The 16512-nt window shown below is 66.7% G+C and carries 19 protein-coding genes; 10 read left to right on the top strand and 9 right to left on the bottom strand.

What is annotated here, in order from left to right:
* Positions 1 to 75: 75 nt before the first annotated feature.
* The 3 genes from CYFUS_RS06925 to CYFUS_RS06915 are packed head-to-tail and all read left to right on the top strand — an operon-like array spanning position 76 to position 1917.
* The gene (locus CYFUS_RS06925; protein ID WP_095991847.1) at positions 76 to 546 is read left to right on the top strand and encodes an NUDIX hydrolase; all 471 of its coding nucleotides are present in this window, start codon (positions 76 to 78) and stop codon (positions 544 to 546) included.
* A gap of 22 nt (positions 547 to 568) precedes the next feature.
* Entirely contained in the window at positions 569 to 1057 is a 489-nt protein-coding gene (locus CYFUS_RS06920; RefSeq protein ID WP_095984516.1) for an NUDIX hydrolase, read from the top strand.
* A complete protein-coding gene (locus CYFUS_RS06915; protein ID WP_095984515.1) occupies positions 1054 to 1917 on the top strand; it encodes a class I SAM-dependent methyltransferase in 864 nt (287 codons plus the stop codon). The genes CYFUS_RS06920 and CYFUS_RS06915 overlap by 4 nt, the downstream gene beginning before the upstream one ends.
* A 155-nt stretch (positions 1918 to 2072) precedes the next feature.
* Here the strand turns inward: CYFUS_RS06915 and CYFUS_RS06910 are convergent, their stop codons facing one another.
* Complete coding sequence (locus CYFUS_RS06910) at positions 2073 to 2594, bottom strand: nuclear transport factor 2 family protein (protein ID WP_095984514.1); 522 nt, start codon at positions 2592 to 2594, stop codon at positions 2073 to 2075.
* A gap of 333 nt (positions 2595 to 2927) precedes the next feature.
* On the opposite strand from CYFUS_RS06910, the gene CYFUS_RS06905 reads away from it, so the two are divergent.
* Both CYFUS_RS06905 and CYFUS_RS06900 read left to right on the top strand, forming a co-directional pair.
* Positions 2928 to 3107, top strand: a complete 180-nt coding sequence (locus tag CYFUS_RS06905; protein WP_095984513.1) for a hypothetical protein — start codon at positions 2928 to 2930, stop codon at positions 3105 to 3107.
* Entirely contained in the window at positions 3104 to 4792 is a 1689-nt protein-coding gene (locus CYFUS_RS06900) for a polysaccharide lyase family protein (protein ID WP_095984512.1), read from the top strand. Before CYFUS_RS06905 ends, CYFUS_RS06900 begins: the two co-directional genes overlap by 4 nt.
* 216 nt (positions 4793 to 5008) lie before the next feature.
* On the opposite strand, the gene CYFUS_RS06895 is transcribed toward CYFUS_RS06900, so the two are convergent.
* Complete coding sequence (locus CYFUS_RS06895; RefSeq protein ID WP_095984511.1) at positions 5009 to 5530, bottom strand: tautomerase family protein; 522 nt, start codon at positions 5528 to 5530, stop codon at positions 5009 to 5011.
* A gap of 37 nt (positions 5531 to 5567) precedes the next feature.
* Here CYFUS_RS06895 and CYFUS_RS06890 point away from each other — a divergent pair, with 37 nt between their 5' ends.
* Entirely contained in the window at positions 5568 to 6143 is a 576-nt protein-coding gene (locus tag CYFUS_RS06890; RefSeq protein WP_095984510.1) for a TetR/AcrR family transcriptional regulator, read from the top strand.
* An 18-nt stretch (positions 6144 to 6161) separates the two neighbouring features.
* Here the strand turns inward: CYFUS_RS06890 and CYFUS_RS06885 are convergent, their stop codons facing one another.
* The 5 genes from CYFUS_RS06885 to CYFUS_RS06865 form a co-directional block, all read right to left on the bottom strand.
* Positions 6162 to 6575: a DoxX family protein gene (locus tag CYFUS_RS06885; protein WP_095991846.1), complete on the bottom strand. Its 414-nt coding sequence runs from the start codon at positions 6573 to 6575 to the stop codon at positions 6162 to 6164.
* Positions 6576 to 6713: 138 nt separating this feature from the next.
* The gene (locus CYFUS_RS06880; RefSeq protein WP_198316483.1) at positions 6714 to 7934 is read right to left on the bottom strand and encodes an ankyrin repeat domain-containing protein; all 1221 of its coding nucleotides are present in this window, start codon (positions 7932 to 7934) and stop codon (positions 6714 to 6716) included.
* Between the two features lie 89 nt (positions 7935 to 8023).
* On the bottom strand, positions 8024 to 8881 hold the full coding sequence (locus CYFUS_RS06875) for an alpha/beta fold hydrolase (protein ID WP_095984508.1): 858 nt from the start codon (positions 8879 to 8881) through the stop codon (positions 8024 to 8026).
* A gap of 122 nt (positions 8882 to 9003) precedes the next feature.
* Positions 9004 to 9642, bottom strand: a complete 639-nt coding sequence (locus CYFUS_RS06870) for a glutathione S-transferase family protein (protein WP_095984507.1) — start codon at positions 9640 to 9642, stop codon at positions 9004 to 9006.
* 76 nt (positions 9643 to 9718) lie between these two features.
* Positions 9719 to 10720 carry an alpha/beta hydrolase family esterase gene (locus tag CYFUS_RS06865; protein WP_095984506.1) on the bottom strand — a complete coding sequence of 334 codons (1002 nt, stop codon included), beginning with the start codon at positions 10718 to 10720 and terminating at the stop codon, positions 9719 to 9721.
* Positions 10721 to 10834: 114 nt separating this feature from the next.
* Between CYFUS_RS06865 and CYFUS_RS06860 the strand changes: the two genes are divergently transcribed.
* Both CYFUS_RS06860 and CYFUS_RS06855 read left to right on the top strand, forming a co-directional pair.
* Positions 10835 to 11539 (top strand): response regulator transcription factor, encoded by a 705-nt coding sequence (locus CYFUS_RS06860; protein WP_095984505.1) that lies wholly within the window; start codon positions 10835 to 10837, stop codon positions 11537 to 11539.
* A gap of 8 nt (positions 11540 to 11547) precedes the next feature.
* Positions 11548 to 12948 carry a sensor histidine kinase gene (locus CYFUS_RS06855; protein WP_095984504.1) on the top strand — a complete coding sequence of 467 codons (1401 nt, stop codon included), beginning with the start codon at positions 11548 to 11550 and terminating at the stop codon, positions 12946 to 12948.
* 60 nt (positions 12949 to 13008) lie between these two features.
* On the opposite strand, the gene CYFUS_RS06850 is transcribed toward CYFUS_RS06855, so the two are convergent.
* Positions 13009 to 14199 carry a cytochrome P450 gene (locus tag CYFUS_RS06850; RefSeq protein ID WP_095984503.1) on the bottom strand — a complete coding sequence of 397 codons (1191 nt, stop codon included), beginning with the start codon at positions 14197 to 14199 and terminating at the stop codon, positions 13009 to 13011.
* Positions 14200 to 14297: 98 nt separating this feature from the next.
* On the bottom strand, positions 14298 to 14762 hold the full coding sequence (locus tag CYFUS_RS06845) for a TetR/AcrR family transcriptional regulator (protein ID WP_157758292.1): 465 nt from the start codon (positions 14760 to 14762) through the stop codon (positions 14298 to 14300).
* Between the two features lie 142 nt (positions 14763 to 14904).
* On the opposite strand from CYFUS_RS06845, the gene CYFUS_RS06840 reads away from it, so the two are divergent.
* Together CYFUS_RS06840 and CYFUS_RS06835 are read left to right on the top strand one after the other, a co-directional pair.
* Positions 14905 to 15768, top strand: a complete 864-nt coding sequence (locus CYFUS_RS06840) for an SDR family NAD(P)-dependent oxidoreductase (RefSeq protein WP_095984501.1) — start codon at positions 14905 to 14907, stop codon at positions 15766 to 15768.
* Between the two features lie 194 nt (positions 15769 to 15962).
* A complete protein-coding gene (locus CYFUS_RS06835; RefSeq protein ID WP_095984500.1) occupies positions 15963 to 16505 on the top strand; it encodes a TetR/AcrR family transcriptional regulator in 543 nt (180 codons plus the stop codon).
* Positions 16506 to 16512: the final 7 nt, after the last annotated feature.

The following is a 16512-nucleotide window of genomic DNA, read 5'->3' as shown; positions in this document are numbered from 1 at the left end:
ACGAAGTCCTGGGCATCGTCGCGAGGTATATGAAGAGTACAAGCTCCCGATGAATTTCACGCGTTGGGGTGGAAGATGAGCAAGGACCGTTCCTGGGAAGGTAACTGGAAGGTGCGTTTATATGAGCGGGTCCGCGAGCGAGGTTATGATTCGCTCACCGCCTTCACCGAGGCGTATCCTACCGCCTCGCTGCTGGAGCTGGCCGAGGAGCTTGGCAAGGATGACATTGCCGCAGTGCAGGTGTTCAGTGGGCTGGTCGCCGAGGCGGAGCGGAGTCGTCGGCTCTCTCGTTTGGTGCGCAGCCAACTCGTGCGCGAGCTGGCCGAAGCACTCCCAAACGGCTGGCCGACCGTGATGGATGATGCAAACCGCTTCAAGGTTGCCGTGGCAGTCTCCCGTTGGGGCACATACACGCCAGAGACTCATCAGAAGCGCGTCGAGCAGGCCAAGGCGGCGCTCCGAGCCACGCCACCACCGCCCGGATGGCGCCCGCTCGGGCCTGACGACGAGTTGCTACGAACGCTCCTACCTGACGAGGAAGTCTGAACTTCATTCCTTGGAGAGAATAATGAGCGAGGAGCGGTCCTGGACTGGCAACTGGGCGGTCCGCCTGTACGAGCGAGTCCGCGAGCGTGGTTACGATTCGCTCACTGCCTTCGCGGATGCGCGCCCCACCGCTTCTCTGGTGGCTCTGGCCAAGGAGCTTGGCGAGGACGACATCGCCGGGGTGCAGGTGTTGCGCGGGCTGCTCGCCGAGGCGGAGCAGCGCAAGCAGGTCACGCGCTTTGTGCGTGATGTATTCGTGCGCCTGTGGTCTCAAAGCGTCCCCGGCGGTTGGCCAGCAGTGATGGACGACGCCAACCGTTTCAAGGTCGCCAAGGCACTCGGCTCGTGGTTTGCCTACACCCCAGAAACCCATAAGGAGTGCGTCGACCAGGCCAGCGATGCACTCCTCGCCTCACCACCGCCGCCAGGCTGGCGTCCACTCGGCCCCGACGACGAGTTGCTGCGCACACTCCTGCCCGATGAGTTTCCCAGACCGGTGAAAAAGACATGACAACCCAGAGACCACCACAGCAGACTTGGTGGGCCGAGCACCTCGCCACCGTCCGCCGATACGATGAGATGGAGTCCCGCCTCACGGCGTCCGTCAGCGAACGGATGCTCGATCTGGCCTGCCTTCGGCCGGGCATGAGGGTGCTCGATGTGGCTTCGGGGATGGGCGAGCCTTCCCTGCGCGCCGCGCACCGGGTGGGCCCCTCCGGCTTCGTGCTGGGAACGGACCTGTCCGACGGCATGCTGGAGGTCGCACGGGAGAAGGCACGTGCCCAGGCCCTCTCGAACATCGAGTTTCGTACCGCAGATGCGGAAATGCTCGAGGTGCCGGAGCAGTCTTTCGATGCGGCGACCGTGCGCTGGGCGTTGATGTACATGCCCCGGCCCGAGCGGGCACTCGAGCGGCTCTGGCGGGCGCTCCGTCCATCCGCTCCCCTGGTGTGCGCATGTTGGGCGGGGCCCGGGCAGGTCGAGTACGCATCGCTGCCGCGCAGGAGCCTGGCCCGCTTCCGTCCGCTTCCCCCTGTCGAGCCCGAGGCCCCGAGCGTGTTCCGCTTCTCCGACCCCGAGTTGCTGCGCCCGTTGTTGACGCGCACCGGGTTCGTCATGGAGCACGTCGAGTCCATGCATGTGCCCGTGATGGAAGCCGAGGATGGAACAGGAGTCGTGCGATGGATTCGCGAGCTGGGGGGCCCCGTGGCGAAGATCGTGGAGGAGCTGCCGCCGGAGACACAACGGGCGTGGGAGGAGGAGGTTGCCCGCGAATGCCAGCCCCATCGGACAGGAGGGAAGGTCCTGCTCGGCGGAGTGACATGGCTCGTCGTGGCGAGGAGGCCATTGCATCTTGATACCCATGCCTGAACACAGTGCATCGGTTGCATATCGGTGACTCGCATGTCACCGGTTCGCCGGCGCGGGTGAAGTGCCGCCATGCATCGGCATACCGCCAGAGTCCTGGCGGCGTTGACTCGCGCGGAAGGTATCCCACCCGTGGAGGGACGCTCCGCGCGAACGGGCTAACCCGGCCAGGATATGCGCCGCAGGACCGCTGGTTGCAGATGGTGGGTGAGGTCGCCGACGAGCTCGGTGTGCATACGCCGCTCCACGAAGCACCACTTCCCGTCACGGCGCTCGAAGCGGTCGTCGTAGCGGCCGGCGGCGATCGGCTGCAGGCTCAGACCGGACACGGCCTGCAGAGCGGTGAAGGAGGAGCGGGCGATGGCGGTCCCCGCCTCGTCGTCGACATCGACGAGGATGTTGCTGACGATGTGGCGGGTCTTGGGAGTACCATCCTCGTAGAGGATGAGAGTGTCACGGTAGAACTGCTCGATGGCCGCGGCGCCGGTCATCGGTGGGCCGCCGCCGGTGACGATACCGGCACCGAGCAGGGCACCCACTCCGGCGAAGTCTCCCGTATCGATGAGCCAGGCGTACGCGATGATGAGATCCTCGATCGCCCGGCGGCTGGCGCCGGAGGCATCGGGTCGTCCGAGCAGTGCCCGTCTGGACAGCTGCAACCATGAGTCGTGCTGGGTCATTGCATCTCCTGTCTCGCCCTGAGGAGCATTTCACCACACCAGAACTCGCTTGGGGAGATTCTCCACATCCAGATAGAGCAGAAATAAATGGAAATATTACCTTCCCAGCTAGTACGGACCTTGCGTTTCACGTAAACTGACACGGCACATGTGGTCCCGGTCCATCCCACCGGCCAGGGGAGACCCAATTGCGGTCTTCGTGACTTCGACTCCCGCTCTCCCCCAAGCGGGTACAAAGCCTGAGCCACAAGACCCTCTCCGTCTCATCCTCACGAGGAGGTGCATATGTAAAGCATCCCGACAGCTCGCCTCCTGGTAGCGGCGTTAGTTGCAATGGTTGGCCTGGCCTCCATTGCGGAGGCACAGAACGTCACGCTGACGGACTACGGCACCTATGTCGTCCTGTCCAACGGCCTCGTCTCGGCCACGGTCACCAAGGCCAACGCCACGATCACGAAGTTCACAACGGGCAGCAGCCCGAATCTGACTACACGCCCAATCCGCAAGGGATGATCGGCCTGAACTACAATCTCAAGCCGACCTGGACCAAGTATGACTGGGCGGTCTACTCCGGCCCGGAGACTTCGTCGCTGAACACGTTTGGCATCGCGAATGACCAGTATGGAATCTGGATCCTCAACGGCAGCCAGGAATACCTGAATGGTGGCCCGACGAAGCTGCGCGGGGCGGTGCAAGGCATGGGGATGAACATCAACACGAACGAAAACCACGGGAGCGGCGAGGGCCCCGACCAGACCCTCCCGACAGGCAAGGTCTGGCAGAAGATCTATGGCCCGTATCTGGTCTACGCGAACACCGGCACCAGCCACACGGCGCTGCTGCAGGATGCGCAGACGAAAGGCGCGCAGGAAGTGGCCGCCTGGCCCTACTCCTGGCTGGCGGTCAGCGAGAGCGTATATCCCCGCAATCGCGGCACGATCACGGGGACGCTGAAGATCCCGGGACAGTCCACCGCGAACGCCCAGATCGTCGTGGCGGATCCGGGCATGGATTGGATCTTCCAGGGCGCGATGAACTACATCTACTCCACCCAGGCGGATGCCAATGGCCATTTCACCGTGCCGAAGCTGCGCCCGCACACCTACACCCTCTACGCCTACGTGCCCGGCGTGCTGGGAGATTATCAACTCGGTAACGTGACCGTGACCGCCAACACGACGACCGATCTGGGCACGTTGACGTGGAATCCGCCGCAGCAACAGCAGCGGCTGTTCCGCGTGGGGACACCCAATCGTTCCGCCGGTGAGTTCCGCTTCGGCAATCTGCCCCGGCAGTTTGGCCTGTGGTTCCGGTATTACGATGAAATGGGTAGCGACGAGCTCACCTACACCGTGGGCAGCAGCACGAACGACGACTGGTATTATGCGCAGCCAGTCGTCGCCGGACCGGATGGTCTCTACCATTCGAACAAGTGGAACATCAACTTCAACCTGCCAGCGGTTCCGCCCAACCCATGCACTTTGACGGTGGCGCTCGCGGGCGCATCCGGCCTTGGTGCATTCCATGTGTATGTGAACGGAACCGATATCTCGCCGGACACCTATCGCGGAGTCTATACGTCTGATGATGCGGCGTTGTATCGGGATGCCGTGTTGCGGGGAGAGTATCAGGTCTATCCCATCACGTTCGACGCCAGTCTCCTCCACGCCGGCCAGAACACGGTCTCCATTACCGTCCGCAAATCAGGCTCGGGCACATACACTGGCGAGCGCCCGGTCTGGCCCGCCTATGGCATCATGTATGACGCCGTCCAGCTCGAAGCCGGTGCGCAGACGACCAATACCCTGCTCTCGCAGGGCAGAGCGGTCACGACCAGCTCCTCCGACGGCTCGAACACTTCGGGTAAAGGCAACAACGGCAGCACCGCCGACCGTTGGAGCGCCTCGACGAGCACCTTCCCGCAGTGGTGGCGCGTGGATCTCGGCTCGGAGAGGACCCTGCGCTCGATCGTGACCCACTGGTATCAGAACTCCACGATCGCCTATAAATACAAGATTGAGGTCAGCAACGACGACGCGAAATACACGACCGTGGTGGACAAGACGAAAAATACCACCCCGGGCGTGAGTTACGACACGCTGCCGAGTACCACGAAGTATCGTTACGTGCGCGTGACGGTGACGGGCTCGAGCGGTGGTGCGGCATCGTTCTACGAAACCCAGGTCTACGGCGACTGAGCTGACTCCGGGGCTCGGATATCCCCCAGCGCGCCCGCCGGGCACGACGCCTGGCGGGCATCCCACTGGAGGGCAACGACTGCTGAGTGGAAGCCGCGAGTGGCGAGCCGGCCGCCTTGGCAGCGGCGAGGATGGAGCCCCTGAACAAGGGCGGGACGCTGGCATGGGTGCAAGCGATGACACCATCGCCTCGCGTCCCATCGTCTCCTGTGAACGCTACCTTCCCGAGAGTTCGCGGCGAGCGGCCTCGGCGATCTCGGCATTGGTGTAGGCGTGCCCATCGATGCCCCACCCCCCGTCCGGTGCCTCGGCGATGAGGACCCAGGTGCGCTCCACGAGGCTGGGATCCCCCGCCGCGGAGGCGATGATGTCGGTCAGCTCCTTGACCACGCCAAGCTTCTTCTCGCGGTCGAGCGTCCCGACCGGGGTCAGGATCTGGACGCGGACGTAGTTGCTGTCTCCCCGGGCCGTGGCGAGCGCGTCGGGTTGCAGGTCGTGGATGAACGCGGCGGTATTGTCCAGGAACAGCGGGATCCTGGGAACCTTCTCCCACTTCATCAGCGCCGCGTTGAGCGCCTGGGTCAGCTCGCGTTTGTTGCCGAAGGTTCCCGCAACGGCGTACACATCAATCATGGGCATGGGGTGCTCCTCGTCACTTCGGGCGATGGTGGACTCGATCGCGGCAAGACAATCAGGATGACGACCGTCATCCACATGAACCAGGATGACGACCGTCATCCTCCTTGTCAAGCCAGCAGCAGGAGGTATTTTTCGGATGGGCCATTCACGGGAAGACAAGGCAGAGAGTCACGAGCACATCGTGCGGATCGCCGCCGCGCGGTTCCGCGAAGCGGGTATCGACGGCATCGGCGTGGCAGAGCTCATGAAGGAGGCCGGCCTGACGCACGGCGGCTTCTACCGGCACTTCGCCTCGCGCGACGAGCTGGTGGCCGAAGCGATCGAGCGCGCGCTACAGGATGGAGGAAAGCGGGCGACGGCCGTCCTGACGAACAGCTCGCAGTCCCCCCTGGCGGCGCTGGTGGATGGCTACCTCAGCGCGGCGCACCGCGATCATCTGGCGACCAGTTGTGCCGTCACGACCCTCGCCGGAGACGTGGCCCGCAGCAACGACCGGGCGAGGTCCGCCTATACACAGCAGGTGGGCACGTACCTGGAGCTGCTCACCCGGCTGATCGCCGCTGACACCCAACCCGCGAGAAGAAAGAAGGCCATCACCGCGCTCTCCACGCTGGTCGGCGCCGTGTCCATGGCCCGCGCGGTGAACGACGACAAGCTCTCCCGGGAGATCCTCAAGTCCGCCGCCGACGAATTGAAGGCCCACCTGGGGTGAGGAAGATGTCAGGGTGTTTCAGCCGCGCAGGGTGAGCAGGCCCACCAGGGAGACGAGGAAGTAGGGAACCAGGCCCGCGGCGCCCGCGTAGTCCTTGGCCATGCGCTGGCCGAAGAAGAGGGCCACGAAGGAGAGCCCCGAGAGGGCCGCGCCCCACATGGCCACCCGCGTGGCGCCAGAGAGCACCAGGAACGCGACCCCGGCCGCGCTCAGCGCGCCGGCGGCCAGCTCCAGCACCGTGAGGGTGGCCAGCAGCAGCGGCACCACGCCGCGCAGCGGGCTCTTGGAGAAGTGTCCGGTGAGCCACCCCAGGTTTCCCTTCCAGTCGATGACCTTGTCGAGGCCGGACTGGAGGAAGGTGATGGCCAGGAAGAGCGCACACAGGACCTGGACGAGCCAGAGGGGGAAGAGGTTCGAGTCGAAAGACGGCATGGGCACGCACTCTAACCCCGGCTTGATCCACTGGAAGTGCATTCACACCACGGAGTCTCGTGGACGCCTGGCGGTAGCGTGTGCCCTGGTGACGAGGGGTGTGCCCATCCTGCAATGCGAAGCGGGCTCACGTGACGGTCAGCCGCGGAACAGGGTTTCACCGTCGAAGGTGAACCTCCCCTCCTCGAGTTGATCCAGGTACCACTCGAAGAACTCCTGGAGCGATTCCCGGATGGGAGGGAGGGGCCCGTCGTGGCTCTCCCACTTGAACACCTGCCCGCGGGTCCCCTCGGGGCCGGGCGCCAGGTCCACACAGTACAAGTTGCCCCCGCTGTCGCGGGCGAAGGGAACCCAGCCGGGGTGCCACCAGGTCCACCGCAGGGTTCGGTCCGACTCGGGCAGCTCGTGAGGCGTGGCCGTCTCGAAGGAGCCTTGCTTCCGGAGTTCCGCCAGCCCCTTCCACTGCGACAGGAGGAGGTCCACGCTCATGCCGGAGTATTCGAAGACGCCTGCGCCCCCGGGCGGATGCGCTCCACCACCTCCGAAGCGCAGCAGGAAGGCACGGAGGTCCGGGGGCAGCCCGGTTCCGAGGGCCTGCTCCAGGGCGGCGAGCTCCTCTGGTGCCGCGCGCTGGGCCTTCCTCAAGGCCTCGGCGTACGGCGCGCAGTGCTCCGCGTACCGCGCCTCGATGCGCGTCCAGACCTCCGTCATCCGCGCGGTCGCCGTCTCCTCCAGCGAGGGACTTCCGGCCGCGAGCAGGCGCTTGACCACCTCGTGCTGGCCATGGGCCTGCGCGGTGTCGATGGCGTGATACCCACTCGACCTCGGCGCCTTGACGTCCGCTCCGGCCGCGAGCAGCAGCTCGATGAGGGAGAGGTCCGGAAAGCTGGCCGCGCGATGGAGCGGAGGCCAGCCGACCGCGTTGGGGGTGTTCGGATTCGCCCCCGCGCGGAGGAGCTTCTCCACCATGGCCGCGGAGGGCTCGCCCGGGAGCTCGTTCTTGTCCAGCGCCAGCGTCAGCACGGTGTTGCCCAGGTCGTCGTCGCATTGATGGTTGACGTCGGCGCCGCTGGCAATCAGCCGCTCCGCTACCTCGATGTTCCCGGACAGGACGGCATACATCAGAGGCGACATCCCGAGCGCGTCGACCGCATCGACCTCCGCGCCCGCGCCGAGCAGCAGCTCCACGAGCGCGAGCTCCTCCTCGGAGGCCACCCGCAGCAGCACCGGCGCGCCATCACTGTCGCGGGAGTTGGGATCGGCGCCGGCGGCCAGCAGCTTCGCCACCGCCTCGGCATCCGTGTCTTCGATGGCCGCGACCAGGTTCGTGTTCAGCTTCGATGCCTTCTTGCCTGACATGGAGATGCTCCTGGGAGCTCGTGCGCCCCAGAGCATACGAGTTACGGGCGTAACGCGAATTTCCCTGGGCCAACGTACTGGGCCCCCCCTCACGCCGACAGGAAGGCGTTGACGTCCCCGGCGACCTCCGCCGGGTACTGGAACAGGAAGGCGTGTGCCGAGTCCGGGTAGATCTTGATCCTGGCGTTGGGGATGAGCCCGGCCATGAGGTGGCTGAGCCGGGTCGGGATCATGAGGTCATCATCCCCCTGGATGACGAACGTGGGCTGCTGGATGGCGGTCAGGCGCTGCAGCTGGCCGTGGTCGGGAATACCCCAGTCCAGGATCGCGTCGTACTGCGCATCGCGGGCGGCCAGCGAGCTGGGCTGGTCGCGCTCCACGCCGCGCTGCATGAAGCGGCCGAGGAACTCGACGCCCCTGGCCTGGCTGGTCTGGGTATGGGCGAAGAAGATGTAGAGCAGATCCTCCCCACTCGGCTCCGGGCGGCGCGCATGAGCGGTGATGTCCTGCCGCCAGCCATGCATCCCGGGCGCCCCTTTCGGGCCCGTGCCGGCGAGCACGAGCCGTCGGACCAGCACGGGGCGAATCAACGCGATTTCCTGCGCGATGAAGCCGCCAAGCGAGAAGCCGAGCAGGTCGGCCTGCGTCACGTTCAAGGCATCGAGGAACGCGATCGCGTCGCGCGCCATCTGCGCGACCGTGCTCGGCACGGGTCCATTGGACAGGCCCACGCCCACGTTGTCGAACAGGATGACCTCGCGACTGGCGGACAGCGTGTCGACGAACGCGGGATCCCAGTTGTCGAGGTTGCCGCGGAAGTGTTGCAACAAGACCAGCGGTGGCACGGAAGGGGAAGCTGCCCCCAACCGCCGGTAGGCGTAGCGGACTCCGTTCGCGCCCTGGACGAACTGGTTCTTGGCGGTGACGGCGGTGGATTGGGCGGACATGGTGTGCTCCTGAGTGTGCTCTCGATGCCCAATATGACCGGTCGTCTTGAAGGTGTCAATTCCTTCGTGCCGCGCGTGGACGCCCTGGAAGCGGGGAGTACATGGACGCGACAAGAGAGCCGTTAGCGCTTGCCCTGGCCGCCCATGTCGAGGGAGCCGCCACGCTGGATGGCGCGCTGATAGGCGGGGCGGCCGTGCAACCGCTCGAGATAGGCGCCGAGATTGGGAAAGGGCGCCAGGGCGCCCGAGGACCGCGCCACTTCCAGCACGAAGCTCATCTGGATGTCGGCGGCGCTGAAGTCGTTGCCCACCAGGTAGTCCCGCTTCCCGAGCGCTCCCGAGATGTAGCCCAGGTGGTTCGTCACCTCGCTGGAGATGCGCGGCTTGAGCGGCGCGCCGGCCTCGCCCAGACGTCCCATGTACACCCCGAGAATCAAGGGCAACATGGCCGAGCCCTCGGCGTAGTGCAGCCAGTGCACGTAGGCGTCGTACTCGGCCGAGTCCGGCGCGGGCGCGAGCCGGCCCTGACCATGGCGGCGCACGACGGAGTCGATGATGGCACCGGACTCGGCGAGCACCCGTCCGTCGTCCTCGAGGAGCGGAGACTTGCCGAGCGGATGGATGGCCTTGAGTTCGGCGGGCGCGAAGTTCGTCTTCGGGTCGCGCGGGTAGATGACGAGTTCGTAGTCGAGCCCCAACTCTTCCAGGAGCCAGAGGATGCGCTGCGAACGGGAGTTCACGAGGTGGTGCAGTTTGAGCACGGGGCTACTCCTTCGCGGTTCACGTCCAGGATACGCGAGGACCCACCCTGCTCCGAGACCGCCGCGCCAGGGGCCATCACGGTGCCTTCGCGACGAAGAACTCGGTGAGCACATCGATCATCCGGCGGCCCGTGTCGCTCTCGAAGGTGTGGGAGCAGTTGTCGCCGGACATGCAGTGATCGGCCTCGGTGACGCGGACGAGCTGAAGCGCTCCGTCGCAGTCGCTCCAGGTCGTCCAGGCGCCCCCGCCGCCAATGACTGGCGTGTGGACGGTCCCCGCGCACGTCCTCGGCACGCGGATGGTCTTGTGGAAGGTGAGCTCGTTGACGAGGTTCGGATCGACGAAGCCCGGTGTATTGGCGAGGATCGGCTTGACCGTCCAGACGGAGTCGAGCCAGTGCCCATCGGTCTGGAGCACGGTGTCCTTGCCCCCGATGTAGCCGAGATAGGGCCGGGTGACGCTCGGGACGCACGCATGATCGGCCCCCACCCCCAGGTGAACCGACGCGGGGCCCGCGAAGGCGATGAAGGCATCGAAGGAGGCGGGTGCTTCGCACCAGAGCCGGTTGGTCATCATGCCGCCATTGGAATGGCCGCTCACGGCGATCCGGGCGGTGGCCGGGAGCGCCGGGTCGAGGGTCCCCGCGCGGATCGCACCGGCGAGCGCGGAGAGGAAGGCCACGTCATCGACGCCGGAATCCATGACATGGTTGCGCCAGGTCCGCCCGTTCGTTCCCGTGAGCGCCTGTCCTTGGGGAAAGACGAAGGCGACGTCATGCGTGGCCATCCACGCGGTGTCGTAGGAAACCACCGTCCCATTCACGATCCGAAGTCCGAGATTCTCCGCGCCGCCCTCTTTCGTCCCGCCCCCGCCATGCAAGAACACCACGACCCGCTTCGGATTGGCGGGGATGTAGAGATCGATGAGGTGGGGAAACGAGGCGAGCGTGAGATTGCTCTTCACGGTCAGGGAGGAAGAGGTCTCGGCGATGCCGCTGGCCATCGGCGGTCCGCCGCACGCGGTGGCGAGCGCGAGCAGCGTGAGCAGCACATGGGACGAGCGAGGAAGTGTGGGCATGCGAAGGCTTTACCGCGCGCATCTTTCGAAACGGTTGCGATCGAGCGGAAACACCCCCTTCGCACGCGAGCGTGCCTCGCCCGGCCCCGCGGGGTGAGCCTATAGTCGTAAGTCATGGCAGCGCCCCCAACCCCATCCATCGTGGTGATCGAGGACGATGCCGCGATCGCCGGAGCAGTGGTGCGCGCGCTCGTGCGGGCTGGGTTCTCGGTGACGCTCGCCACCGATGGGCCGCGGGGCCTCGCGCTCGCGCGGGCGCCCGGGACGGCGCTGGTGGTCCTGGATCTGATGCTCCCCGAACTCTCGGGGCTCGACGTGCTCCAGCGCCTGCGGGCCTGCACGCCAGCGCCGATCATCGTCGTCACCGCGCAGACCGAGCTCGAGACACGCATCGCGGTCTTCGCGGAGGGAGCCGTCGACTACCTCCCGAAACCCTTTTTCGTCGAGGAGCTGCTCGCGCGAATCCACGCCCGTCTGGGTCCGGCTCCAGTGGGAACCAACAGCGCTCCACTCGGCTTTGGTCCGCTCACCATCGACCTCGATGCGCGTGAGGTGCGGGTGGACGGTGACACCGTCTCGCTCACCCCGACGGAATTCCTGCTGCTCGCCGCGCTCGTGCGTCGTCCCGGCCGTGCCTTCGCCCGGAGCGAACTCGCCCTCGCCCTCGCCGATCCCGAGGAAACGTCGCCTCGCCAGCTCGATGTCCACATCATGCGCCTGCGCAAGAAGCTGGGAAGTGTTGGAGCGGCGATCCGGACCGTGTGGGGGCACGGCTACCGGTTCGATCCCCCTGCCCCCCGTACGGAGTCAGGGCGATGAGAACACGCGTGGCGACGGTCCCCCGGCTGCTGGCCACCACGCTGGGGATTTCCTTCTTGGGGATTGTCCTCGCGCTGGTGGCCAGTCGCGGCATTTCCCGGCGCCTCACCGCCGAGCGGCTCGCTCCCGTCCTGGCGGAGGCGATTCCGTCGTCGGCGCTCCAGGCCTGCCGGGAGGGCCGTCCATCGACCGCGAGACTCTCCGAGGCGCTGGAGTTTCATTTCCACGGCGCCCGGGGCGAGGCGCTCACGCCTGGGGCGCCGCCACTCGACACGCACCTGCTCGCGCGGCTCTCTCGCGGTGAGCGGAGCACGGGCACCTCGGACATGCGAGAGGTGCGGGTGCTCATCGCCCTTCCCGACGCGGGCGGCTGCGCCTATGCCCAGGCGCATTGGCGGACGGCTGGCCGTGCCTACACCGCGCTCGGCGGGTGGCTGCTCGCCTCATTGGCGCTCGTGGGGGCGGCGCTCGCGGCCGGAGTGATCGCCTTCGTCGCGCGTCCCTTCGTGATGCAGCTCCAGGCGCTCGGGAAGGCCTCGCGATCGATCGGAACCGCGGCCTGGACGCCGCCCCCGGTGGTGCTCGCCGAGGCCACGCCAGTCGCCAGCGCGCTCGCCGACGCCCACGCTCGTGTCCTGGACGATGCGACGCACCTGCGCGGGCGCGGTGACGCCCTCGAGGCGCTCCTGGCCGAGCTCACCCACGACGTTCGCACACCCCTCGCATCGCTGCAGCTCGCCCTCGACGAGATCGCCGAACAGACTTCCGAGGAGGCGCTCCCCGCGCTCCGCCGGGCGCTCAGCGATCTCATGTACATGAAGTCCCTCACCAGCAACCTTCGGCTCGCCGAGCGGCTCCAACCTCGGGACCCGGTGGGCGGCGCGCGGGAGCCACGCCCCGCACTGGATGCGACTCCCATCGAGGTGAGTGCCATCCTCCGTCGGGTCGTCGAGCGCGCCCAGCCGTTCGCACTTCGCCGGGGAGTCGAGCTCGTGAGCACCCTCGCCGAGCACGTGCAGGTGCGAGGCGACGCCACCGCGACCGAGCAGACGTTCACGAACCTCCTCGACAACGCGATCGCCTACGGCGATCCGGGGACCCACGTCTCGGTCATGCTCGACGCCACCGGCGTCGTCGTGGAGGATGACGGTCCCGGTGTCATTCCCGACGAGCTTCCCCGGCTGGGGACCCGCGCCTTTCGCGGACACACCGCGCGAACCCGGGATGCCAAGGGAAGCGGCCTTGGCCTCGCGATCGCCCGTGAGGTGTGTGAGCGAAGCGGGTGGACGATTGCCTTTGCCCGCAATGAAACGCCGACCCCCCAGAGTCCGCGGCCCCATGGATTCCGGGTGACGATCCGGTTTACCGCCACGCCCTCGTCGAATGAGCCCCGGCGGGACGGCTCGTGAAGCAGCATGCTCTTTCCCGAGAGCTCGAGTCCTGGTCTCCACCCCAGAGCACCCCGTGCCTCAGGCGGGGATGAACCGGAGCGGCAGGTGTTGGGGTCCACGAACCGTGATGGCCTGGCCCCAGCTCAACTCCGTGGAGGTCCGTGTGAAGCCGCTGAAGCGGGAGAGCAGCGCCTCCAGACCGCAGCGCGCTTCCATCCGGGCCAGCTGCGCGCCAATGCAGTAGTGGATGCCATACCCGAAGGAGAGGCCAGGCTGCCCTCGGTGGACATCGAACCGATCGGGCTCGGTGTAGTGGCGCTCGTCCCGGTTGGCCGAGGCGAGGAGGGCGAGCACCACATCCCCCTGGGGAATCTTCACCCCGGAGAGCGTCACGTCGGAGGTGGCGACGCGCAGCAAGGCCTGGACGGGAGCCTCGTAGCGCAGCATCTCCTCGACGAACCCTGGCACCAGCGCGGGCTGCGCGCGCAACCGGGCCTGCTCCTCCGGGCGCTCGGCCAGGAAGAGCAGGGAGTGGGCCAGCAGGTGGACCGTCGTCTCCAGGCCCGCGATGAGCAGCAGCACCAGGAAGTCGACGATCTCCCGATCCGTCAGGGATTGACCCTCCACCTCCGCGTGGATCAGATCACTGACCAGATCATCGGCGGGCGAGCGGCGGCGGGCCTCGATGATCTCGGAGATGTAGCGCGTCGCGTCCGTGATGGCGGTGAGCGTGCGCTGGGCATGCTCGGGATTGTGGGGCACGGGCGTGACACTGGTGATGTCGTCCGACCAGTCCTTGAACCGATGATGGAGGGAGACGTCCAGCCCGAGCAGCTCGCCGATGACGAAGGCGGGCAGCGGCATGGCGAACGAGGAGACGGCGTCCGCCTCACCCTTCTCCGCCAGCTCATCCACGAGCCGGTTGGCGAGCTGGCGGATGCGTACCTCCAGCCGGCTGATGGCGCTGGCATTGAAGGCCCGACTCACCAGGGTGCGCATCCGGGCGTGCCCCACTCCATCCAGGACGAGCATCGAGTTGGCCAGCGGGTTGTACCCCACCCACTCCGGCTGCCATGCCGCCTTGAACCCTTGCGAGGAGAAGAGCTGGGGATTCTTGATGACGAAAGCCACGTCCTCATAGCGGGAGATGGCCCAGAACCCGGCGGGCTCCACCTGGGTGACGGGCGCGTTGCGGCGCAGCTCGGCATAGCGGGGATGGGGATCGGCCCGGAACTCGGGCGCCAGGATGTTCACACGTTGAGTCGTCACGGAGGGTCTCCAGTCCGTGCACCGCCGGGTTGATTCGAAGGGTGCACGGGAAGAGAATCCTCACACACTTTTCGTGCGTGTTCCTTCACGACACGATCTCACAGGCGAATGCCGGCGAGAACGATCTCCACGTAGCGCTGTGCGGCCTCTCTTGGCTGCGGACCCACCCGTGCCGCGAGCTCGATGCCGCAGACCAGTCGCTTGAAATCACCCACTCCCACGTCGGGTCTGATCACCTTCGCCTTCTTCGCGCGTGTGACGACGGCTTCCACCTTCGTTTCCATCGCGCGGAATTCGTCCTTCGAGCCGGCGAGCACCCTCGCCACCAGCGGCCGATGAACGACGAGCTCGACGGCTCCACGGAACAACTCCTCGAGTGCGGCGTCGACGTCTTCATTCGCCACCGCGTGCTCGATGAACGCTCGAAAGTCCTCGAGCTGCTCTTCCACCAGCCCGGCCAGCAGCGCCTGTTGATCCGCGAAGTGCCGGTACACGGTGCCAACGCCGACCTCGGCCTTCTTCGCCAGCTCGTTGAAGGAAGGCACCTCGCCGTCCTTCGCCATGGCGCGCGCCACGGCGAGCAGGTGCGCCCGGTTCTGCTTCGCGTCCGACCGCTTCGAGGCCATGCCTGGAGGTTAGCACGAGCAAACGGATACGAAATCCGTTTTTGTTGCACCGCACGTGAAGCGGATTAATAATCCGCTTATGAGAACCCATCTCGTCACAGGGGCCAACAGCGGCCTCGGTCTGGAAACGGTGCGCGCGCTCGCGGGGAAGAACGAGCGCGTCATCATGGCGGTGCGCGACCTTGGCCGTGGAGAAGCAGCACGGGCGGAGCTCCTCCGTGAGCACCCGAGGGCCGTACTCGAACTCGAGCAGGTCGACCTCGCGGACCTCGACAGCGTGCGTGCGCTCGGCGCGAAGCAGCTCGGGCTGGACGTGCTGATCAACAACGCCGGCCTCGGCACCGCGCCGCTGCGCAGGACGGCCGAAGGTGTGTACGCGCAGTTCGGCGCGAACCACCTCGGGCATTTCCTGCTCACCGCGTTGCTGTTGCCGCAACTCGAGAAGGGCACCGACCCGCGGGTGGTGACGGTGTCTTCTGGCTTCGGCCGCAAGGGGAAGATGAACCTCGACAACCTCGACGCGAGCCAGGGCTACAACCAGGGCACCGCGTACATGCAGAGCAAGCTCGCCAATGCGCTGTTCGGCGCGGAACTCGACCGCCGGCTCCGCGCGAGGGGCTCGCCGGTGAAGAGCGTGCTCGCGCACCCGGGGGTGGCGGCGACGCCGATGCAGCAGAAGCCCACGGGGTGGATGGGCGTCGTGTCACGCGGAATCAGCGCGCTGTTCGGCCGGCCCGCGGCGAACGGTGCGTTGCCGACCCTCGAGGCGGCTGAGGGCGCGAACGTGCGGAGCGGCGAAGTCTACGGCCCGGGCAAGGGGAAGACCGACCCCGCGCGCAGAGAAGAGCCATGGCCGTCGATGCGTGACCTCGAAGGCGCGCGCGCCCTGTGGGAACGCTCGGAGCAGCTCACGAAGACGCGCTTCCTGCCTCCCTCCCTCTGAAGAGGCGGAGGGTCGGGCCACGCCCTGGGGTCGCGCCCGGCCCGACCCGACGCTGCCTCGACCGCCCGGTGCGGCAGCGAGCAGCCACCACGCATCCACGGGGTCTTGTCCTGACACCGGCCGATGTGTACGTTCGTACACATCACGGCTTGTTTCGCGGGCACTCCCTCCTGCCCGGAAACCAGGAGACGCGAGTGGTGACCCGCCGGCACGACCCCGATCGACGCGACCGAATCATCGACGCCGCCCTCGCGGTCATCGCCGAGGGCGGCGTCGCCGGCACCTCGCACCGTCGCGTCGCCGACCGCGCCGGGGTGCCGCTTGGCTCGATGACCTACCACTTCACGAGCATGGACGAGTTGCTGCGCGAGGCGTTCACCCGCTTCGCCACGCGCATGAGCGAGCGCTTCGCCGCGCGCCTCGAGGCGGCGACCGATCTCGACACGCTGGCCACGGCGGTCGTCCACCTCGTGCACGATGAACTCGCGACCGGCCGGGACGACCTCGTGCTCAGCCTCGAGCTCTACACACTCGCCGCACGCCAGCCCGCCTTCCGGCAGCTCACCCACGACTGGATGCGTCGGAGCCGCGAAGTGCTCGAGCGGCTCGTCGATGCCCGGACGGCGTACGAGCTCGACGCCTTGATCGAAGGGCTGTTCATCCACATCAGTCTCGACCCGACCCCGCGCGACCGCGCCATCACGCGTGACGCCGTGCGCCGCATCCTCTCACGCTGAACCTGGA

The organism is Cystobacter fuscus (assembly GCF_002305875.1).
Taxonomy (GTDB): Bacteria; Myxococcota; Myxococcia; order Myxococcales; family Myxococcaceae; genus Cystobacter; species Cystobacter fuscus_A.
The sequence above is the reverse complement of the archived record's forward strand: the minus strand, read 5'-3'. Positions and strand labels throughout refer to the sequence as shown.

Bases quoted from the DNA above. Each gene is read 5' to 3' on its own strand.
- CYFUS_RS06925 (WP_095991847.1), top strand. From the start codon at position 76: ATGAGCAAGGACCGTTCCTGGGAAGGTAACTGGAAGGTGCGTTTATAT.
- CYFUS_RS06920 (WP_095984516.1), top strand. From the start codon at position 569: ATGAGCGAGGAGCGGTCCTGGACTGGCAACTGGGCGGTCCGCCTGTAC.
- CYFUS_RS06915 (WP_095984515.1), top strand. From the start codon at position 1,054: ATGACAACCCAGAGACCACCACAGCAGACTTGGTGGGCCGAGCACCTC.
- CYFUS_RS06910 (WP_095984514.1), bottom strand. From the start codon at position 2,594: ATGACCCAGCACGACTCATGGTTGCAGCTGTCCAGACGGGCACTGCTC.
- CYFUS_RS06905 (WP_095984513.1), top strand. From the start codon at position 2,928: ATGGTTGGCCTGGCCTCCATTGCGGAGGCACAGAACGTCACGCTGACG.
- CYFUS_RS06900 (WP_095984512.1), top strand. From the start codon at position 3,104: ATGATCGGCCTGAACTACAATCTCAAGCCGACCTGGACCAAGTATGAC.
- CYFUS_RS06895 (WP_095984511.1), bottom strand. From the start codon at position 5,530: ATGACGGTCGTCATCCTGGTTCATGTGGATGACGGTCGTCATCCTGAT.
- CYFUS_RS06890 (WP_095984510.1), top strand. From the start codon at position 5,568: ATGGGCCATTCACGGGAAGACAAGGCAGAGAGTCACGAGCACATCGTG.
- CYFUS_RS06885 (WP_095991846.1), bottom strand. From the start codon at position 6,575: ATGCCGTCTTTCGACTCGAACCTCTTCCCCCTCTGGCTCGTCCAGGTC.
- CYFUS_RS06880 (WP_198316483.1), bottom strand. From the start codon at position 7,934: ATGTCAGGCAAGAAGGCATCGAAGCTGAACACGAACCTGGTCGCGGCC.
- CYFUS_RS06875 (WP_095984508.1), bottom strand. From the start codon at position 8,881: ATGTCCGCCCAATCCACCGCCGTCACCGCCAAGAACCAGTTCGTCCAG.
- CYFUS_RS06865 (WP_095984506.1), bottom strand. From the start codon at position 10,720: ATGCCCACACTTCCTCGCTCGTCCCATGTGCTGCTCACGCTGCTCGCG.
- CYFUS_RS06860 (WP_095984505.1), top strand. From the start codon at position 10,835: ATGGCAGCGCCCCCAACCCCATCCATCGTGGTGATCGAGGACGATGCC.
- CYFUS_RS06845 (WP_157758292.1), bottom strand. From the start codon at position 14,762: ATGGCGAAGGACGGCGAGGTGCCTTCCTTCAACGAGCTGGCGAAGAAG.
- CYFUS_RS06840 (WP_095984501.1), top strand. From the start codon at position 14,905: ATGAGAACCCATCTCGTCACAGGGGCCAACAGCGGCCTCGGTCTGGAA.